This window comes from Glaciimonas sp. OK215 (genome assembly GCF_057787885.1).
Window position 1 is genome coordinate 1468351 of sequence record NZ_CM173544.1, and the last position, 17839, is coordinate 1486189.

Annotated in this window: 16 protein-coding genes; 12 read left to right on the forward strand and 4 right to left on the reverse strand. The window is 55.9% G+C overall.

Annotated elements, in window-relative coordinates:
- The first annotated feature begins 44 nt into the window (after positions 1 to 44).
- A complete protein-coding gene (locus tag AC3CHX_RS06530; protein ID WP_488643263.1) occupies positions 45 to 959 on the forward strand; it encodes an amidohydrolase family protein in 915 nt (304 codons plus the stop codon).
- 90 nt (positions 960 to 1049) lie between these two features.
- Positions 1050 to 2432: a UbiD family decarboxylase gene (locus AC3CHX_RS06535; RefSeq protein WP_488643264.1), complete on the forward strand. Its 1383-nt coding sequence runs from the start codon at positions 1050 to 1052 to the stop codon at positions 2430 to 2432.
- Between the two features lie 199 nt (positions 2433 to 2631).
- Here AC3CHX_RS06535 and AC3CHX_RS06540 read toward each other — a convergent pair whose 3' ends face one another.
- Genes AC3CHX_RS06540 through AC3CHX_RS06550 form a run of 3 tightly spaced genes read right to left on the reverse strand, consistent with a single transcriptional unit; the run spans position 2632 to position 6268 of the window.
- On the reverse strand, positions 2632 to 4917 hold the full coding sequence (locus tag AC3CHX_RS06540; protein WP_488643265.1) for a xanthine dehydrogenase family protein molybdopterin-binding subunit: 2286 nt from the start codon (positions 4915 to 4917) through the stop codon (positions 2632 to 2634).
- Positions 4914 to 5408 carry a (2Fe-2S)-binding protein gene (locus AC3CHX_RS06545; RefSeq protein ID WP_488643266.1) on the reverse strand — a complete coding sequence of 165 codons (495 nt, stop codon included), beginning with the start codon at positions 5406 to 5408 and terminating at the stop codon, positions 4914 to 4916. Before AC3CHX_RS06545 ends, AC3CHX_RS06540 begins: the two co-directional genes overlap by 4 nt.
- Positions 5405 to 6268: an FAD binding domain-containing protein gene (locus AC3CHX_RS06550; RefSeq protein WP_488643267.1), complete on the reverse strand. Its 864-nt coding sequence runs from the start codon at positions 6266 to 6268 to the stop codon at positions 5405 to 5407. The genes AC3CHX_RS06545 and AC3CHX_RS06550 overlap by 4 nt, the downstream gene beginning before the upstream one ends.
- Positions 6269 to 6371: 103 nt before the next feature.
- On the opposite strand from AC3CHX_RS06550, the gene AC3CHX_RS06555 reads away from it, so the two are divergent.
- From AC3CHX_RS06555 to upp, 10 genes are all read left to right on the forward strand, one after another.
- Positions 6372 to 7283: a LysR family transcriptional regulator gene (locus AC3CHX_RS06555; protein ID WP_488643268.1), complete on the forward strand. Its 912-nt coding sequence runs from the start codon at positions 6372 to 6374 to the stop codon at positions 7281 to 7283.
- A 349-nt stretch (positions 7284 to 7632) separates the two neighbouring features.
- Positions 7633 to 9540, forward strand: a complete 1908-nt coding sequence (gene thrS / locus AC3CHX_RS06560) for a threonine--tRNA ligase (RefSeq protein ID WP_488643269.1) — start codon at positions 7633 to 7635, stop codon at positions 9538 to 9540.
- Between the two features lie 60 nt (positions 9541 to 9600).
- The gene (gene infC / locus AC3CHX_RS06565) at positions 9601 to 10122 is read left to right on the forward strand and encodes a translation initiation factor IF-3 (RefSeq protein WP_447124012.1); all 522 of its coding nucleotides are present in this window, start codon (positions 9601 to 9603) and stop codon (positions 10120 to 10122) included.
- Positions 10123 to 10335: 213 nt separating this feature from the next.
- The gene (gene rpmI / locus AC3CHX_RS06570; RefSeq protein ID WP_488643270.1) at positions 10336 to 10533 is read left to right on the forward strand and encodes a 50S ribosomal protein L35; all 198 of its coding nucleotides are present in this window, start codon (positions 10336 to 10338) and stop codon (positions 10531 to 10533) included.
- 23 nt (positions 10534 to 10556) lie between these two features.
- A complete protein-coding gene (rplT, locus tag AC3CHX_RS06575) occupies positions 10557 to 10916 on the forward strand; it encodes a 50S ribosomal protein L20 (protein WP_108439775.1) in 360 nt (119 codons plus the stop codon).
- Positions 10917 to 11209: 293 nt separating this feature from the next.
- Positions 11210 to 12226 carry a phenylalanine--tRNA ligase subunit alpha gene (pheS, locus tag AC3CHX_RS06580; RefSeq protein ID WP_488643271.1) on the forward strand — a complete coding sequence of 339 codons (1017 nt, stop codon included), beginning with the start codon at positions 11210 to 11212 and terminating at the stop codon, positions 12224 to 12226.
- Between the two features lie 99 nt (positions 12227 to 12325).
- A complete protein-coding gene (gene pheT / locus AC3CHX_RS06585; RefSeq protein ID WP_488643272.1) occupies positions 12326 to 14752 on the forward strand; it encodes a phenylalanine--tRNA ligase subunit beta in 2427 nt (808 codons plus the stop codon).
- Between the two features lie 158 nt (positions 14753 to 14910).
- The gene (locus tag AC3CHX_RS06590; RefSeq protein WP_488643273.1) at positions 14911 to 15324 is read left to right on the forward strand and encodes an integration host factor subunit alpha; all 414 of its coding nucleotides are present in this window, start codon (positions 14911 to 14913) and stop codon (positions 15322 to 15324) included.
- 8 nt (positions 15325 to 15332) lie between these two features.
- Complete coding sequence (locus tag AC3CHX_RS06595; protein WP_488643274.1) at positions 15333 to 15758, forward strand: MerR family transcriptional regulator; 426 nt, start codon at positions 15333 to 15335, stop codon at positions 15756 to 15758.
- 137 nt (positions 15759 to 15895) lie between these two features.
- Positions 15896 to 16546, forward strand: coding sequence for a uracil phosphoribosyltransferase (gene upp / locus AC3CHX_RS06600; RefSeq protein ID WP_488643275.1), 651 nt, complete (start codon positions 15896 to 15898; stop codon positions 16544 to 16546).
- A gap of 138 nt (positions 16547 to 16684) precedes the next feature.
- Here upp and AC3CHX_RS06605 read toward each other — a convergent pair whose 3' ends face one another.
- The gene (locus tag AC3CHX_RS06605; RefSeq protein WP_488643276.1) at positions 16685 to 17716 is read right to left on the reverse strand and encodes an NADP-dependent oxidoreductase; all 1032 of its coding nucleotides are present in this window, start codon (positions 17714 to 17716) and stop codon (positions 16685 to 16687) included.
- Positions 17717 to 17839: the final 123 nt, after the last annotated feature.

Here is a 17839-nt window from a genome sequence, read left to right on the forward strand (position 1 = left end):
CATATTCCGCGCACATTCCCTATACCTGATTCTGGAGTTTATTAATGATAATCGACACTCATCTGCACCCGACCAACCTGGTGGATGAAGCATGGCGCCACACCGGTGAACCATTCAACGGCGAGCGTATGCTGAAAATGATGGACGGCCCCTACATGATCAACGGCAAGCCGCGCCGCATCGATATGGGCTTCATTCAGCCGCCGCCGGGCAACACTGGCTACCGTGACGGCAACCGCCGCGGCCGCGATGGTATTCGCGACTACATGGCCTATATCGCTGAACTCTGCCAAAAGTATCCTGACCGCTTCATCGGCAACTTCACTTTCAATCCGCGTTGGGGCCCTGAAGAGGGTGCGCTCGAACTTGAATTCCATATCAAGGAATATGGCTTCAAGATGCTCAAGCTGCATGCCAACATGCACGGCTACCGGCCTGATCGCGCGTTGGACTGGTTGCGTCCGGCAATGAAGATGTGCGCGAAGTACAACATCGTGGTGTTGATCCATACCGGCGACGGACCGTACACGATCCCGACGCAGTTCTACCCGATCATCCGCGAGTTTCCGATGGTGAATTTCATCATCGGCCACTTCGGTATTCAGACCGGCGGCAACTACTCGTTCGAAGCGTTCTGGATGGCGATGGACACACCGAACGTGGTGTGCGAATCGGGCTGGTGCTTTCAGTCGCGCATCGTCGAGTTTGCCAAGCAACTGCCACGCAAGAAGATCGTATTCGGCACCGATACGCCGCCGAATGAACCGGGCATGTGGCTGCGCGAACTCGAAGTGCTGTGTTCGCCTGCACCGCAAGGGATGGGCCTCGACGAAGATGGGCTGGAGGACTACATGGGCAACAATATCGCACGGCTGGTAGGCATCAAAACGACGCCGCCACCGCGCAACATGGCGGAAGCCCAAGCCCGACTAACCGACACCTATGCCGGGTTGAAGTAAGTCAATCAAGTTACACCCGGCGCACGGATTGGTGGACGCTACGGTCCACCGATCCGTGCGCCTTCGCGCCAACTGAAAAGAGGAAACGGAATGACACACTCAAATTCTCCAGGCCACCAGGATTTTCACCAGTTTTTACGCAGTTATCGGGAGTCGCATCCGGACGACGTATTGACCGTCCGGGAAGAAGTCAGCGCCGATCAAGACCCCACCTCCGTTGTCTGGGAGCTTGCAGGTCAGGGACGACATCCGCTGGTCGTGTTCGAGAAAGTCCGAAACCTTGGGGCAACGCTGGTCACCAACATGTTTGCTTCGCGTGAGCGGGTCGGCCGGATGCTAGGTGTGGACGCCGCGCACATACACCTGGAATATCAGGCTCGCGCACGCCAGCTGGTAGCGCCGCGCTTGGTCGCCACGGGCCCGATACTCGACTCGGTCGAACAAGGCAATATCGATCTCGCCACGCTGCCGATCATCAAGCATTTCGCCACCGATCGAGGACCCTACATTACCAACGCCATCATCATTGCCGAACACCCCGATACGGGCGTCGGTAATATGAGCTATCACCGCTCGATGTTGCACTCGTCGACCGAGATAGCAACGAGCCTGCATTCGCGCGGGCATCTGTGGCGTTTGCTGCAAATTGCGATCGAACGGCGGCAACCGATGCCGGTGGCGATGGTGATCGGCGCACACCCGTTGTTCATGCTGGCGGGTGCCGCGCGTCTGCCGTTTGGTGTCGACGAGCGTCACGTTGCCGGCGGCCTGTTCGGTGCGCCGCTGGAAGTCGTGCGTACACCGAAGTATGGCATCGCCGTACCGGCATCAGCCGAGTTTGTGCTGGAAGGTGTGATTGATCCGGACGCGCGTGTCGAAGAAGGGCCGTTCGGCGAATTCACCGGCTATTCGTCGGACCGATCGACCAATAATTTGTTGCGCGTGGAGACTGTCCTGCGCCGGCGCGATGCGATTCTGGTCGATGTGGTCGGCGGCAATTCAGCCGAGCATTTGAACCTTGGACGCATACCGCGCGAATCGGAGATGGTAGAGAAACTGCGCGAGCGTTTCCCTAGCGTCACCGCGGTGCACTATCCGAGCTCCGGCACGCACTTCCATGCCTACGTAGCGGTCAAACAGATGCGCCAGGGCGAAGCCCGTCAAGTGATGCTGGGCTTGCTGGGATGGGACCCTTATCTGAAGACGGTCATTGCGGTCGATGCGGATGTTGATGTGACGCGCGACGAAGAGGTGCTGTGGGCGGTAGCGACGCATTTGCAGCCGCACCTTGATGTGGTGATCATCGATGGCTTGCCGGGTAGCGCGCTAGATCCATCAGCGTCAGGCGTTGGCACCACTTCTCGCATGGGATTGGATGCAACGCGCGGCCCGAACTTCGATGGCGTGCGCGCTGAAATAGCGCCGGATGCGATCGCACGGGCGGTACAGATTCTGGCGCGGGCACGAATCTAGTAGTCTGTCGGTGGAGCGGGGAATTCAGGCGACATGTCGCCTGCCCGCGCAACCGCTCAGATGAAATTCTTCTGTCGCGTCCGCGGAGTGCCTATCGATAATGTCATTCGATATCACAGCTTTTCATCCAGATTGATACTTCGCAGCGGGCAGTGTGCCGGCAGCGCAACCCGCGCTGCCGGTGGTACGGCTACGTTTGTTACTGGCGCACTTCCTGTTCCGCTTTTTTCCTCAGCGCCTGCAACACTTGCTCCGGCTTGATCGGGTAGTGGCGGAAGCGCACGCCGATGGCGTCAAACACGGCGTTGGCGATGGCCGGGCCAATGGCGACGATCGGGTCTTCGCCAACACCTTTGGCACCGAAGGGCCCGCCAGGGTCGGGCGCAGTCTCCAGGATGACGGTGTGGATCGGCGGCATGTCCATCGAAAGCGGCATTTTGTAATCGACAAAGTTGGCATTCAGCGAACGCCCGGTGCGCATGTCGATTTGGTAATCCTCATAGAGCGTATGTCCGATGCCTTGCTGGATGCCACCCTCGATCTGGCCCGCTGCCGCGACCGGATGAATGACTTTGCCGATTTCATGCACAGGGATCACCTGGGCCACGGTGATGTATCCCGTCTCGATATCCACCAGAACCTCGACGAAGTGGGCCGCAAACGAGTACGACTTGGTCGGATGATAGGTGGCCGTGCCGACGAACTGCGCGGCCGGGATGCCCTTCTTGGGGCTCACCGCGTCGCGCACCGTCATGCTACGCGGGTGAGGGCCGCGCACCGTAATCTCGCCCTGACTGACTTCAAGATCCTCCGGTGCGGCATCGAGTTGTTCCGCGGCGCGCTTAAGCAGCTGCGACTTGACAGAATCGGCGGCCATCTGTGCGGCGCGTCCGCCCATATAGGTGGTGTGGCTGGCAAAGGCGCCAATGTCCCAAGGCACGACATCGGTGTCGCCATGCACCACCGAAACGTCCTCGAATTTCACGCCCAGCTGTTCGGCCACAATCTGGGCCAGCGCGGTATGTGCGCCGGTTCCCAGGCCAGCGGTTCCGGTGAGTAGCACGACGGTGCCATCCTCGTTCATTTTGACGATGGCGTTGCCTTGTTCCTTGATGCCTGGATAAGCGCTGCTGCCATGCATCTCACAGCCGATACCCCAGCCGCCGCGTAGCGGCCCGTCGGTCTTGCGGATACGCTGGCGCAGTGCGGTCCAGTCCGTCAATTGCCGGCCCATGGTGATGCAATCTTCAAGTCCATGGCCGATGAGTGGATGGTTGGAAGGCGCGATGTCGCCTTCGCGCACGGCGTTCTTCAGCTTGAGTTCAAGCGGGTCGATACCGAGCTGAACGGCTGCCTCATCCATCTGGATATCGAGCGCGTAGTAGGTTTGCACCACACCGTAGCCGCGGAACGCGCCGGCGATTGGGCTGTTGGTGTAGACGCAGCGGCCTTCGAGAAGAATGTTGTCGCAGCGATAGAGTGACAATAGCGCCGAGGTTCCGACGATGGTGACGCCGGGGCCGTGCGATCCATACGCGCCGGAGTTGAAGACCACGCGCGCTTGCCGTGCCGTGATGCTGCCATCTTTCTTGAAGCCCTGCTTGAGCCATACTTTGGCCGGATGGCGCGAACGTCCACCGAGAAACGTTTCTTCGCGGCTGTACTCCATTCGCACCGGTCGCCTGGTTTCCTTGGCCAGTAGCGCGCACAGGAATTCATGTTGAAACAGATCTTGTTTGGCGCCGAAACCGCCACCCATGTGGTCTACCAGCACACGTACTTTGTGCAGCGGCAGCCCCAGCACCTCCGCCATGATGCCGCGCACCATGAACGCAGTCTGGGTTGAAATCCACACCGTTAAATTGCCGTTGCCATCCCACTGGCAGGCGCAGACGTTGGGTTCCATATAGGCAGGCGTCGGGCGTCCGCCTTCGTATTCGCCCTCGATGATAACGTCGGCCTCGGCAAATCCCTTCTCCACATCGCCGCGCGTAAACAGTACCGGCTTGAGAACAAGGTTGCCACCGGGTTCCCGATCATGGATCAGCGGTGCATCCGGGCGCTGTGCATCTTCGACCGTGAATACCGCCGGCAGTTCTTCGTACTCGACCTCGATCAGATCAAGCGCTTTTTCCGCGATCTCTTCCGTGATGGCGGCGACTGCCGCAATGCCTTCGCCCCAGTAGCGCACCTTGCTGTCGAGGATGTACTGGTCGCAAGTCACTGACGCTGAACGCGGATGCGGCGAACCGGCATGCAACACCCGCGGCACGTTTTCGTGGGTGAGTACCGCCTTGACGCCAGGTAGTGCCAGCGCCTTGCTGACGTCAATGCGCTTGATGTTGGCGTGAGAAACCGTGCTGCGTTTGGTCTTGCCATACAGCAGGCCGGGCAGGCTGATGTCGCCGGTATACTTGGCGTCGCCGGTTACTTTACCCAGCAAGTCAGTGCGCTTGACGCTGTTGCCAATGATGGAGTGGCTCATCGTGCTTCCTCTTGCGCTCTGTGGTTCAGTTGGTTGGCGCTCAACGCGATGGCTTCAATGATCTTGGTGTAGCCGGTGCAACGGCAAATATTGCCCGCAATTGCAAACTTGATCTCATCGTCCGTCGGCGCCGGGTTCTCGTCCAGCAACGCTTTGGCCATGACGATGATGCCGGGCGTGCAGAAACCACACTGCGCTGCGCCACATTTCATGAAGTTGTCCTGCAACGGATGCACCTGGTCGCGGGAGGTTTGAATGCCCTCAATCGTCAGGATGTTGCAGTCGCGTACCTCGACTGCCAGCACCAGACAGGAATTGACCGGCTTGCCATCCAGGATGACGGTGCACGAACCGCACTCGCCGACATCGCAGCCTTTCTTGGTGCCGGTCAGCGCACCTTCGTTGCGCAGTGCGTCGAGCAGGCTGCGGTGCGGTTCGACCGCCAATTCGCACTGCTCTGCATTGATTGTGACGGGAATAATCTGTTTCATTGGGCCTCCTTGATTGCCTGTTCGATCGCTCTTCGTGTCAGTACGATCACCATTTGCCGCCGGTAGTCGGCGCTGCCGCGCACATCGCTGATCGGTCGCGACTCATCCATGGCGGCCAGTGCCGCGGCTGCAATCACCTGATCATTGATAGACTGATTACGCAGCAGGATTTCCGCGTGTATCGCCCGCATTGGGGTTGCCGCCACTGCGGCAAGCACGATGCGTACTTCGCGGCAAATGTTGCCTTCCATTGTCAGGCTCACGGCTACGCCGACGGTCGCCAGTTCCATCGCAATGCGACGGCCGTGTTTGATATAAACCTTGCCGGTATGCGGCGGCGGCGGCCGGATCATGATGTGCGTGACGATTTCATCGGCACCCAGCGCCGTCTTGCCCGGTCCGGTGAAAAAGCCTTCCATCGCCACCACACGGCAACCGTCCGGACCGCGAATCTGCAGGGTTGCACCATCCGCAATCAACGGCGGCAGCGTGTCCGCCGAAGGAGATGCGCGGCAGATGTTGCCTACCACAGTGGCCCGATTGCGAACCTGGATCGACGCGAAGTCGGTAGTGGCGCGACATAAGCCGGCGTAGTGTTTCTGCACGACAGCGGAGGTCTCGACGGCGCGCGTCGTCGTCAGAGCGCCGATGCGCAAACCGGTGCGCTCGTCATAGTCCAGCTCATCCATTCCCGGGATCTTCTTGATGTTGATGATATGGTCGGGCTGACGAACATGCTCCTTCATCTGGACCAGCAGATCGGTGCCGCCGGCGATCAGGCTCGTTTTTCCTTTGCAGCTCTGCAGCAATGCTACGGCGGCGTCGAGCGTTGCCGGTTCAAAGTATTCAAAATCTCTCATCAGTCTTCCTTAAAGATCTTCGGAGGTGTTAATAATCTCCCTTTCTAAACTATCAGTAAATGCCTATAATCCTATTTATTAATCGTATTAGGCTATGAATGATATGAGCAATATGAATGTCACCCTGCGCCAGTTACGCGCGTTTATCGCGGTCGCCGCCGAGCAGAACTTCACGCGCGCGGCCGACAAGCTGGATCTGTCCCAGTCATCGGTAAGCACGCTGGTTCACGAGCTGGAAGCTAATCTCGGTTTGCGCCTGTTCGACCGTCATACCCGACAATTGCACATCACCCAGGCCGGCGCCGAGCTCTTGCCAATGATGAAGAAGGCAGTGTCCGATATCGACAGCGTGATCCTCAGCTCGAACGAACTGAAAACCCTGGGGCGGGGGCGTGTGTCGATTGCCGCCTCCTCGGTGCAAGCAGCCTTATTGTTGCCGCGCTTCATTAAGCAGTTTGGTATTGAGTACCCGGAGGTCGTGGTGGAGTTGTATGACGTGGCGGAGCACGAGGTGCCCAAGATGGTGTGCTCGGGCGAAGTCGATTTCGGTATCGGTACGGAATCCGGCAATCGGCTTGATCTCGCTGCGCACCTGTTGTCGACAGACGCCTTTGTTGTGGTAATGCGCGCGGACCACGCACTTGCTCGTAAACGCGAACTGCGCTGGCAGGAACTGGTCGATGTTCCGCTGATCGGCCCGCGCCAGGGCAACCCGATTCGCGAGCGGCTCGACAGGGCTCTGGCGATCGAGGGAATAGTTCTTTCGCGTATGTATGAGGTATACCTTCCGCTGACGATGGTCGGGATGGTCGAGGCTGGATTAGGGATAGCCGTTATGAGTACCGCGGTGACGAAACTTGCCACCGGGCTCGGATTAGTGACTCGGACGCTTACGAATCCGGTCATCAAACGCGAGGTGTCGCTGCTGTTTCACGCCGATCGCTCGCTGTCCCCCACGGCGCAGCGCTTCCGCGATTCCCTGGTCCGAAATAAACTCGAGATGTCGCAGGACTGACTCAGCGACTTCGATGTTCCACTGTTGTCGAGCTGGTATGTCAATGCCACGTCGCTAGCCATGCCTGGCAAGTTTTCTGGTATCATCCGACAATCTGGTTGCTGCCAACACTGGCACGCCAACCAAAACGCAAATCAACATCTGTAAGAGCGAGAAAGGCATCCTGGTTATGACACCGCGAACTACCACCACAATCTGCGCGCGACACTAGTCGGGGTCTTTTTCAATGTTGAAAAAGCGCGGCTGGTCCGCGTTTTTTTTCGTCCGCGTTTTTGTACACTATTCGTCAATTTATTTCATTTAATCCGGCATCGTTGCATGCAGAGCGATGACCGCTATGGGGCTCAATATGGTAGAAGTCAAACTTCCTGATGGTTCACAGCGTCAATTCGACGCGCCGCTGACAGTCGCCCAAGTGGCCGCCAGCATCGGTGCAGGCTTGGCCAAGGCCGCCTTGGCCGGCAAAGTCGATGGCGTGGTGGTCGATACTTCGTATCTGATCGATCGCAATGTCGCGCTGGCAATCATTACCGACAAAGATGCCGAAGGCCTCGACGTGATTCGCCATTCGACCGCCCACCTGCTGGCCTATGCCGTCAAGGAACTGTTCCCGGATGCGCAGGTGACTATCGGTCCGGTGATTGAAAATGGCTTTTATTACGACTTCGCCTACAAGCGCCCATTTACACCGGAAGATCTGGTAACGATAGAAAAGAAAATGGCGGAACTGGCTAAAAAAGATGAGCCAGTGACACGCAAGGTGCTGCACCGCGATGAAGCGGTCGCCTATTTCAAATCGATCGGCGAGACTTACAAGGCGGAGCTGATCGAATCGATTCCGGCGGATCAGGATGTGTCTTTATATACAGAAGGTAGTTTCACCGATCTGTGCCGTGGCCCGCACGTACCGTCGACCGGCAAGCTGAAAGTGTTCAAGCTGATGAAGCTGGCCGGTGCTTACTGGCGCGGCGATGCTAAAAATGAAATGTTGCAACGCGTCTACGGTACCGCGTGGACTAAAAAAGAAGATCAGGAAGCCTATTTGCACATGCTGGAAGAGGCTGAAAAGCGTGATCACCGCAAGCTGGGGCGCGCTTTGGATTTATTCCACTTCCAGGATGAAGCGCCGGGTCTGGTTTTCTGGCATCCCAAAGGCTGGACTATCTGGCAGCAGGTCGAGCAGTACATGCGCCGCGTTTATCAGGATCACGGTTATCAGGAAGTCAAGGCTCCGCAGATTCTGGATCGCTCGTTGTGGGAAAAGACCGGACACTGGGATAACTATCGTGACAATATGTTCACTACCGAGTCGGAAAATCGCAGTTATGCGTTGAAACCGATGAATTGTCCCGGTCATGTCGAGATTTTCAATTCTACTTTGCATAGCTACCGCGATTTGCCGTTGCGCTTCGGCGAATTTGGGCAATGCCATCGGAATGAGCCGTCAGGCGCCTTGCACGGCATGATGCGGGTGCGTGGCTTTACGCAGGATGATGGACATATTTTCTGTACCGAAGATCAGGTGCAGAGTGAAGTTGCGGCCTTCGATAAAGTGGTGCGCGAAGTGTACGAACGTTTCGGTTTTACCGGGGTCGCTGTGAAACTGGCCTTGCGTCCGGACAAGCGGGTCGGTGACGATGACGTCTGGGACAAGGCTGAAAACGCGCTACGCGACGCGCTACGGGCGTCGGGGGCCGAGTGGGAAGAGTTGCCGGGTGAAGGGGCGTTTTACGGACCGAAGATTGAATACCATTTGAAGGATTCGATCGGTCGCTCCTGGCAATGCGGCACGATGCAAGTCGATTTCTCGATGCCGGGCCGTTTGGGCGCGGAATATGTGACAGAAGACAATAACCGCAAGGTGCCGGTAATGTTGCATCGGGCGATTGTCGGTTCGCTGGAGCGTTTCATCGGCATTCTGATTGAAAACCACGCCGGCGCGTTGCCGCTGTGGCTTGCTCCGGTGCAAGTTGTTATTTTGAATATTTCGGACGCGCAGTCCGAATACGTCAAAAATGTTGCGCAAGCGCTGAAAAAACAAGGGTTTAGGGTAGAGGCGGATTTGCGTAATGAGAAGATTACCTATAAAATACGCCAGCATTCTTTGCAGAAACCGCCTTATATCCTAGTAGTAGGTGATAAGGAGCGTGATGCAAATACAGTGGCCGTGCGTGCGCGGGGCAATGTCGATCTGGGCGTAATGCCGATTGACGTATTGGTGGAGCGCCTCAAAACCGAGGTTGAAACCAAAGCCTGAACGGGGAAACCCGTAGCGTGGGAGCACGGCTTAATCATTTGATTTTTAAAGGAAACTGCAATAGCTACGGACAAGTCACATCGCATCAATGGTGAAGTAACAGCACCTGAATTGCGTCTAAGCGGGGTTGAGAATGAGCCGCTCGGTATCGTTTCCTTGGCGGAAGCCTTTCGTTTGGCCGAAGAGGCCAACGTAGATCTGGTGGAAATCGCGCCGACTGCGCAGCCGCCAGTGGCGCGTCTGATGGACTATGGTAAGTTTAAATACCAGGAACAGAAGAAAGCGCACGAAGCCAAGTTGAAACAGAAGGTCATTCTGGTGAAGGAAGTTAAATTCCGTCCAGGTACCGATGATGGCGATTACGGCATCAAGCTGCGCAATTTGACTAAATTCCTGGAAGACGGCGATAAAACCAAGATCACTTTGCGTTTTCGTGGTCGCGAAATGGCTCACCAGGACATCGGTGTGCGCATGCTGGAACGTCTGAAAGCTGATCTGGAGCCGTTCGGACAGGTCGAGCAGTGGCCCAAGATGGAAGGGCGTCAAATGATCATGATCATTGGCCCGAAGAAAAAGAAGTAATTCGAAGAAGTAATTCTTCTATCGGTTTTGTGGCGGAGTGTGCGATTTATCGCACGCTTTGCGCAAAAGAAGCAGACTCGATTCTGCTTCAAAATCTGGTCGCAGCTTAGAGCGGTCAGGTTTAAACAAGTGAGAGTAGGCATCCAAGTGCAACGATTGTTGCCACCTGCAATCATGTTAAAAAAGGAGCTGTCCCCAAGGACAGATAGTGTCATGCCAAAAATGAAAACGAAAAGTGGTGCTAAAAAGCGCTTTCGTGTACGTCCGGGTGGAACCGTTAAACGCGGTCAAGCGTTCAAACGTCACATTCTGACCAAGAAAACTACCAAGACCAAACGTCAATTGCGCGGTTCAGTCGGTGTCCATGCTACAAACATGGTGTCCGTCCGTTCAATGTTGCCAAACGCTTAACCTCACACTATTAAGGAGTTACTATGCCTAGAGTAAAACGTGGGGTTACAGCTCGTGCCCGTCATAAAAAAGTATTAGCCCTTGCCAAGGGTTACCGCGGTCGTCGCAGTAAAGTTTACCGTGTTGCCAAGCAAGCAGTTATGCGCGCTGGTCAATACGCGTACCGTGACCGTCGTAACAAGAAGCGCGTATTCCGTGCATTGTGGATTGCCCGTATCAACGCCGCTTCCCGTGAGCATGGCGTAACATACAGCGTATTCATGAATGGTCTGAAACGTGCTTCGATCGAACTGGACCGTAAGGTTCTGGCCGATATGGCAGTGATGGACAAGCCAGCGTTTGCTGCGATTGTCAATCAAGTTAAAGCCAACATCGCTGCGTAATTGATTACGTAGTTTTGCCAGCGCGGCATGCGTTAAATCATGCGGCATGGCAATCCCGAGCGGGGCAGAGGTCAACACCTTATGCCCCGCTTGTGTTTTTAACTGCCGATTTGTTTTCTTTATTGATTCCTTAATGGCTTCTTATTCCCGTTTGCCTTAGAAATGAGAGCGAGCTGTCAGATCCCCCGGAAGCGGCTGAATTCGGACAGGTCGGATAACGCGGTTATCGTCGCGCATCTCTTTGTAATGCTGATTGGAATTTTTCGGCTTCCCATTGGAGCAGGAAAAACTGCATGAACTCCCTAGAACAACTTGTAACGCAGGCCCAGGCTGATTTTATCGCCGCTATCGATGCGGCTGCGCTGGAAAATGCCAAAGCCAAATATCTTGGCAAGACCGGTCAGATCACCGAGCAGATGAAGGGGCTGGGCAAGCTGGCTCCTGAAGAGCGCAAAGTGCAGGGCGCCGTGATTAATATCGCCAAACAGCACATCGAGAACGCGCTCACTGCGCGCCGTGACGCCTTGGCAAACGCCCAGATGCAAGCCCGTCTGAATGCGGAGGCAATCGACGTGACGCTACCGGGCCGCGGCCGTGGCGTTGGCGGTATTCACCCGGTGATGCGGACCTGGCAACGGGTCGAAGAGATTTTCCGTTCGATTGGTTTCGACGTGGCCGACGGCCCTGAAATCGAAACCGACTGGACCAACTTTACGGCATTGAACAGCCCGGAAAATCATCCGGCGCGCTCGATGCAGGACACTTTCTACATCGAAGGCAATGACACGCAAGGCAAGCCGTTGCTGCTGCGTACGCACACCAGCCCGATGCAAGTGCGCTATGCGCGCATGAATAAGCCGCCGATCAAGGTAATCGCGCCGGGCCGCACCTATCGGGTTGACAGCGATGCGACCCATTCGCCGATGTTCCACCAGGTCGAAGGTTTGTGGATCGCTGAAGACATCAGTTTCGCCGACCTGAAAGGCGTGTATCTGAATTTCGTCAAGGCGTTCTTTGAGACCGACGATTTGCAAGTGCGTTTCCGTCCGTCGTATTTCCCGTTTACCGAGCCTTCTGCCGAGATCGATATTGCTTTTGGCAGCGGTCCGCTCAAAGGCCGCTGGCTGGAAGTCTCCGGTGCCGGTCAGGTGCATCCGAACGTGGTGCGCAACATGGGGCTCGATCCTGAGCAGTATATTGGTTTTGCGTTTGGTTCCGGCCTTGAGCGCCTGACCATGCTGCGCTATGGCATCAACGACTTGCGTCTGTTTTACGAGGGCGACTTGCGCTTCTTGAAGCAATTCAATTAAAGGCTGGTTACCCAAGACGTCTCGGATCACGCATGCCGCCATACGGCGAACAAGTTGATCCGAGTCTTCCATGATTAAAGGTTTTTGAAGGTTTTACCTATGCAATTCTCTGAAAGCTGGCTGCGTACCATGGTCGATCCGAAGATGACTTCGGACGAGTTGTCCCATTTGCTCACGATGTCCGGTCTCGAAGTGGAAGAGATCGCGCCTGTCGCGCCGCCATTCACGAATATCGTGGTCGGCCAAGTGCTTGAGACCGCCAAACACCCGAACGCCGACCGCCTGAATGTGTGCCAGGTCGATGTTGGTACCGGTACTATTTTAAATATCGTTTGCGGTGCACCGAATGTGCGTCCTGGTCTGAAAGTGCCATGTGCGATCCCGGGTGCAGTGCTGCCACCGGGTGCAGACGGTAAGCCTTTCGAAATCAAGGTGGGAGAGTTGCGTGGCGTTGAATCGCACGGTATGTTGTGCTCCGCGCGTGAATTGAAGCTCTCCGAGGAGCATGACGGTCTGCTGGAGTTGCCGGGCGACGCGCCGGTCGGCATGAATTTCCGTGATTATTATGAATTGAACGATCTGAAGTTCACGATCAAGCTGACGCCAAACAAAGCCGATTGCCTGTCAGTGTTGGGCGTTGCGCGTGAAGTGTCGGCGCTGACCGGCACACCACTCCGGCAGCCGACATTCCAGACGGTGAGCGCCAACATTTCAGATGTTTTGCCAGTAAAAATTTCTGCACCGGATTTATGCGGTCGTTTTTCCGGTCGTATCATTCGCGGTTTGAATGCCAAGGCAGCGACACCGCAATGGATGAAGCAGCGTCTGGAACGCAGCGGTCAACGCTCGGTATCGGCACTGGTCGATATCTCCAACTATGTGATGCTGGAACTGGGACGTCCCAGCCACGTGTTCGATCTGGATAAAATCCACGGCGGTCTTGACGTCCGCTGGGGCAAGGCTGGCGAGTCACTAAAACTGTTGAACGGCAATACCGTTAGCGTTGACGAGTGGATCGGCGTGATTGCAGACGAACAGCATATCGAATCTCTGGCCGGCATCATGGGTGGCGATGCCACCGCCGTGTCGTTGGAGACGCAAAACATTTACCTGGAAGCGGCGTTTTGGTTCCCGCAAGCGATTCAAGGGCGTGCCCGGCGCTACAACTTCTCGACCGATGCGGCCCATCGTTTTGAGCGCGGCGTTGATTTTGCGACTACGGTCGAGCACCTCGAGCGCATTACTGCGCTATTGATCGAGATCTGCGGCACTGCAGACACCAAGGTCGGTCCGATCGACGATCAACAAGTCAATCTGCCGCAACGTCTGCCGGTCAGCGTTCGTACCGCGCGCGCCGTCAAGGTGATCGGCGTGCCGTTGTCGGATGCGCAGATCGCAGATATTTTTACGCGTCTCGGTCTGGCGTTTACGCAAGAGCCAGGCGTGTTCCGGGTGACCCCGCCGTCCTACCGTTTCGATATCGAAATCGAAGAAGATCTGATCGAGGAAATCGTTCGTGTCTACGGTTTTGAAAACATCCCGGCACTGCCGCCAGTGGCGCCGAATGCGATGTTTGTCGAACCGGAAAATACGCGTTCGCTGTTTGCGATCAGTCATAAGTTGGCCGCACTCGACTATCAGGAAGTGATCAACTTCAGCTTTGTCGAAGAAGCCTGGGAAGTTGACTTCGCCGCCAATGTGCAACCGATCAAGCTGCTTAATCCGATCGCCAGTCAGATGAGCGTCATGCGCTCTTCGCTGATCGCGAGCCTGGTTGCCAACGTTAAATACAACCTGAACCGCAAGGTTAGCCGCGTCCGCATTTTTGAGACTGGCGCAATATTTTTGCGCAATCCGGCAGTGCAGGACGGGCCGCTGTCAGTTGCCGGTTTCGATCAGCCTAAACACGTTGCTGCGTTGGCCTACGGTCCATACGCAGAGGAGCAATGGGGGCAGGCCAACCGGGCGATTGATTTCTTTGATGTGAAGGCCGACCTTGAAGCGCTATTCGCGCCGGCAACATTGCGCTTTGCCAAAGTCGAACATCCGGCCTTGCACCCGGGCCGCTCGGCGCAGGTGCTGCTCGACAGTAAGGTCGTTGGCTTTATTGGCGAGCTGCACCCACGCTTGCAGCAGAAATATGAGTTGTCGCTGGCGCCTGTGGTGTTCGAAGTGGAAGCGGCTGCTTTGCAGCAGCGGGAGGTGCCGAAGTATGCCGAAATTTCGAAATTTCCGGCAGTGGTGCGGGATCTGGCGGTGGTCGTTAAACAGGGTGTTCCGGTGCAGGATTTGCTGGACATTTTTGCTGCCGAAAAGAACGCCAACAACGCCTGTCGAATTCTGCAAGCCTTTGTTTTATTTGATGAATATCATGGCAAGGGACTGGAGAATGACGAAAAAAGTCTTGCTTTCCGTTTTACCTTGCAAGATACTGAAAATACCCTGCAAGACGACACCGTGGACGCTGCTATGGCCGCTTTGATTGCAGCTGTCAGCAAGCTTGACGGTGCGAAACTGCGTACCTGAGCAGACTCGGGAATTGTAAAAAAATAAAAATTACTGAAGTGATGTTCATCTAAACGACCTACATCTTCAATTTAAGTAGGCTTCACTGCGCAGTTGCGCCCAATAGGATGGCGTCTATTGGGTTCGGCGAATCGCAAAAACAGGGTGAGAACAACAGAATGAACGATATGCAGGCAGTCGAATTTGAGTCCGTACTGGATGCCGATCTGAATCGGGCGATGCGCGAGGCGCAAGCGCGCTCGCAGGCCGAAAAAGATTTGCCGACATTGACCAAGGCGGAACTGGCTGAACTTTTGTTTGAACAGGTCGGCCTCAACAAGCGTGAGGCCAAGGATATGGTCGAAACTTTTTTCGACGAAATCCGCAATGCGCTGGAACGCGGCGAGGCGGTCAAATTATCGGGCTTCGGCAATTTTCAGTTGCGCGATAAACCGCAGCGACCCGGTCGCAATCCTAAAACCGGTGAAGAAATTCCGATTTCCGCCCGTCGTGTAGTGACTTTTCATGCCAGCCAAAAACTGAAAGGCATGGTCGAAGCCACCTCTCAACAACCTTTTTCCCTCGCTCTGTAAGCTAATCCATGAATGATCGTATTAGTAAGTCTGAGGTTATCGTCTTGCCGCCGATTCCTGCAAAGCGCTATTTCACGATTGGTGAAGTCAGTGAGTTGTGCGGCGTAAAGCCGCATGTTTTGCGCTATTGGGAGCAAGAGTTCACTCAGCTCAAGCCCATCAAGCGACGTGGCAACCGGCGCTACTATCAGCATCACGAAGTGTTGCTGATTCGGCGTATCCGCGAGCTGCTATATGAGCAGGGCTTTACCATCAGCGGTGCGCGCAACAAACTTGACGGCCGCCTCGATCAGGCTGAAAAAGACTCGGTGGCCGCCGCTGCCGAGGCAGCACAAAACAAGATCAACCTGATTGAAGTGCGCCAGGAGTTGGAGCAGATTCTAGCGTTGCTGACATTTGCGCCTGAAACAAAATCGGCTCCGGCGACCAAGTAGCCGTTGGTGGCGCCAGCGTAGCTGGCGGACGGAATAGATCAGCTTCAGTTCAATTTCGCCGCATCTTTCAAATTCTGTTTTAAGTGTCGCGCCGGCAGCACCGGCGCTTCATCCGTCTATCTCACGAATTGTCCATCATGCTCAGCGATCCGCGCTTTCCCAATCTTTTCATCCTTAATCATCCGCTGATTCAGCACAAGCTGACGCACATGCGAAGCAAAGATACTTCAACCCGCACTTTCCGGCAGTTGTTGCGCGAAATCACGCAATTGATGGGTTATGAAATCACCCGTGATTTGCCGCTCACCACGCAACGTATCGAGACGCCGCTGCAAAGTATGGAGGCACCTGTGATCGCCGGTCGCAAGCTGGCGGTGGTGCCTGTACTGCGTGCCGGTATCGGTATGAGCGATGGCTTGCTGGATCTGGTGCCATCGGCGCGGGTTGGGCATATCGGTGTGTATCGTGATCCGGACACGCTGGAACCGGTTGAATATTTGGTGCGCTTGCCTGATCTGGCTGAGCGTACGTTCATCCTTTGCGATCCTATGGTGGCAACCGGTAATTCGGCCGTGTACGCGGTGAATGTTCTCAAGCAGCGCGGCGTCAGCGATGCACAGATTATTTTCCTGGCGCTGGTGGCTGCACCCGAAGGTGTGCAGGTATTTCAGGACGCGCATCCTGACGTCAAACTGTATGTGGCCAGCCTGGATTCGCATCTGAATGAGCACGCGTACATTGTTCCCGGCCTGGGCGATGCCGGTGACCGGATTTTCGGTACGAAATAATCGCTGGGAAGCCTGTCGGGACAGGCGCCATGTTGGTTCTCCCGACGTGGCTAAAGTTAAAAAACGCTCGCACTCACGGCATATTCGGAGTGCGGGCGTTTTGTCTTCATACAGATCTTCATCGTGAATTCCTTTAAGTTAGTCAGCAACGTTGATGATCAACTTGCCGAAATTCTTCCCTTCGAGCAGGCCGATGAAGGCCTGCGGTGCGTTCTCGAGACCTTCAACGATATCCTCGCGGAACTTGATTTTCCCCGCTTTTATCCAGTCAGCCATGGTGCCGAAGAATTCGCCATAGCGATGCGCGTAGTCATCAAAAATAATGAAGCCTTGCATCTTGATGCGACGGGTCAGGATGGTGCGCGTCAGCAAGGGCAAGCGATCCGGGCCGTCCGGCAAACTGGTGGCGTTGTAGCGGGCGATCAAGCCGCATACCGGTACCCGCGCGCGGGTATTCAACAACGGGAGTACCGCATCGAATACGGCGCCACCGACGTTTTCAAAATAGACGTCGATACCCTTGGCGCAAGCCGCGGCCAGTTGCTTGGGAAAGTCCGCGCTGCGATGGTCGATACAGGCGTCGAAGCCGAGTTCTTCGACTGCATATTTGCACTTGTCCGCGCCGCCGGCGATACCGACCACATGGCAGCCCTTGAGTTTGGCGATTTGGCCGACTACTGAGCCTACCGCGCCGGTTGCTCCGGCAACCACGACTGTTTCGCCAGTCTTCGGCTGACCGATATCGAGTAAGCCCATGTAGGCGGTAAAGCCAGGCATGCCGAGCAAACCCAACGCATACGATGGTTTGCTCAGACTAGCGTCAAGTTTGGTCAGGCCGGTCCCGTCGGACAACGCATAATCCTGCCAGCCGCTATAGCTGAGGACCAGCTCACCCTCTTGGTAATCGGGATGGTGCGATGCTTCAACACGGGCGACGGTGCCGCCGACCATGACGTCACCCACCGTCACCGGTGCGGCGTAGGACGGGGCGTCACTCATGCGGCCGCGCATGTATGGGTCCAGCGACAGATGAACGATGCGCAACAGCAGTTGGCCGGCTGCCGGCGTCGGCACGGCGGTTTCTTCCAGGCGGAAATTTTCTGCGGTCGGCGCGCCGTGCGGGCGCGAGGCGAGGACGATGCGGCGATTGACGGTTTTGCTTTGTGACATGTTTTCTGCTCCTGGTAGGGAAATGAATGCCGATGATTTGGCGCTGGCAAAACGGTTGCTATGTAGCGCGCTGGATTGCGATAGTTATAATTTTGCGGCTTTCGCAGGCGCTACCGTAATTTT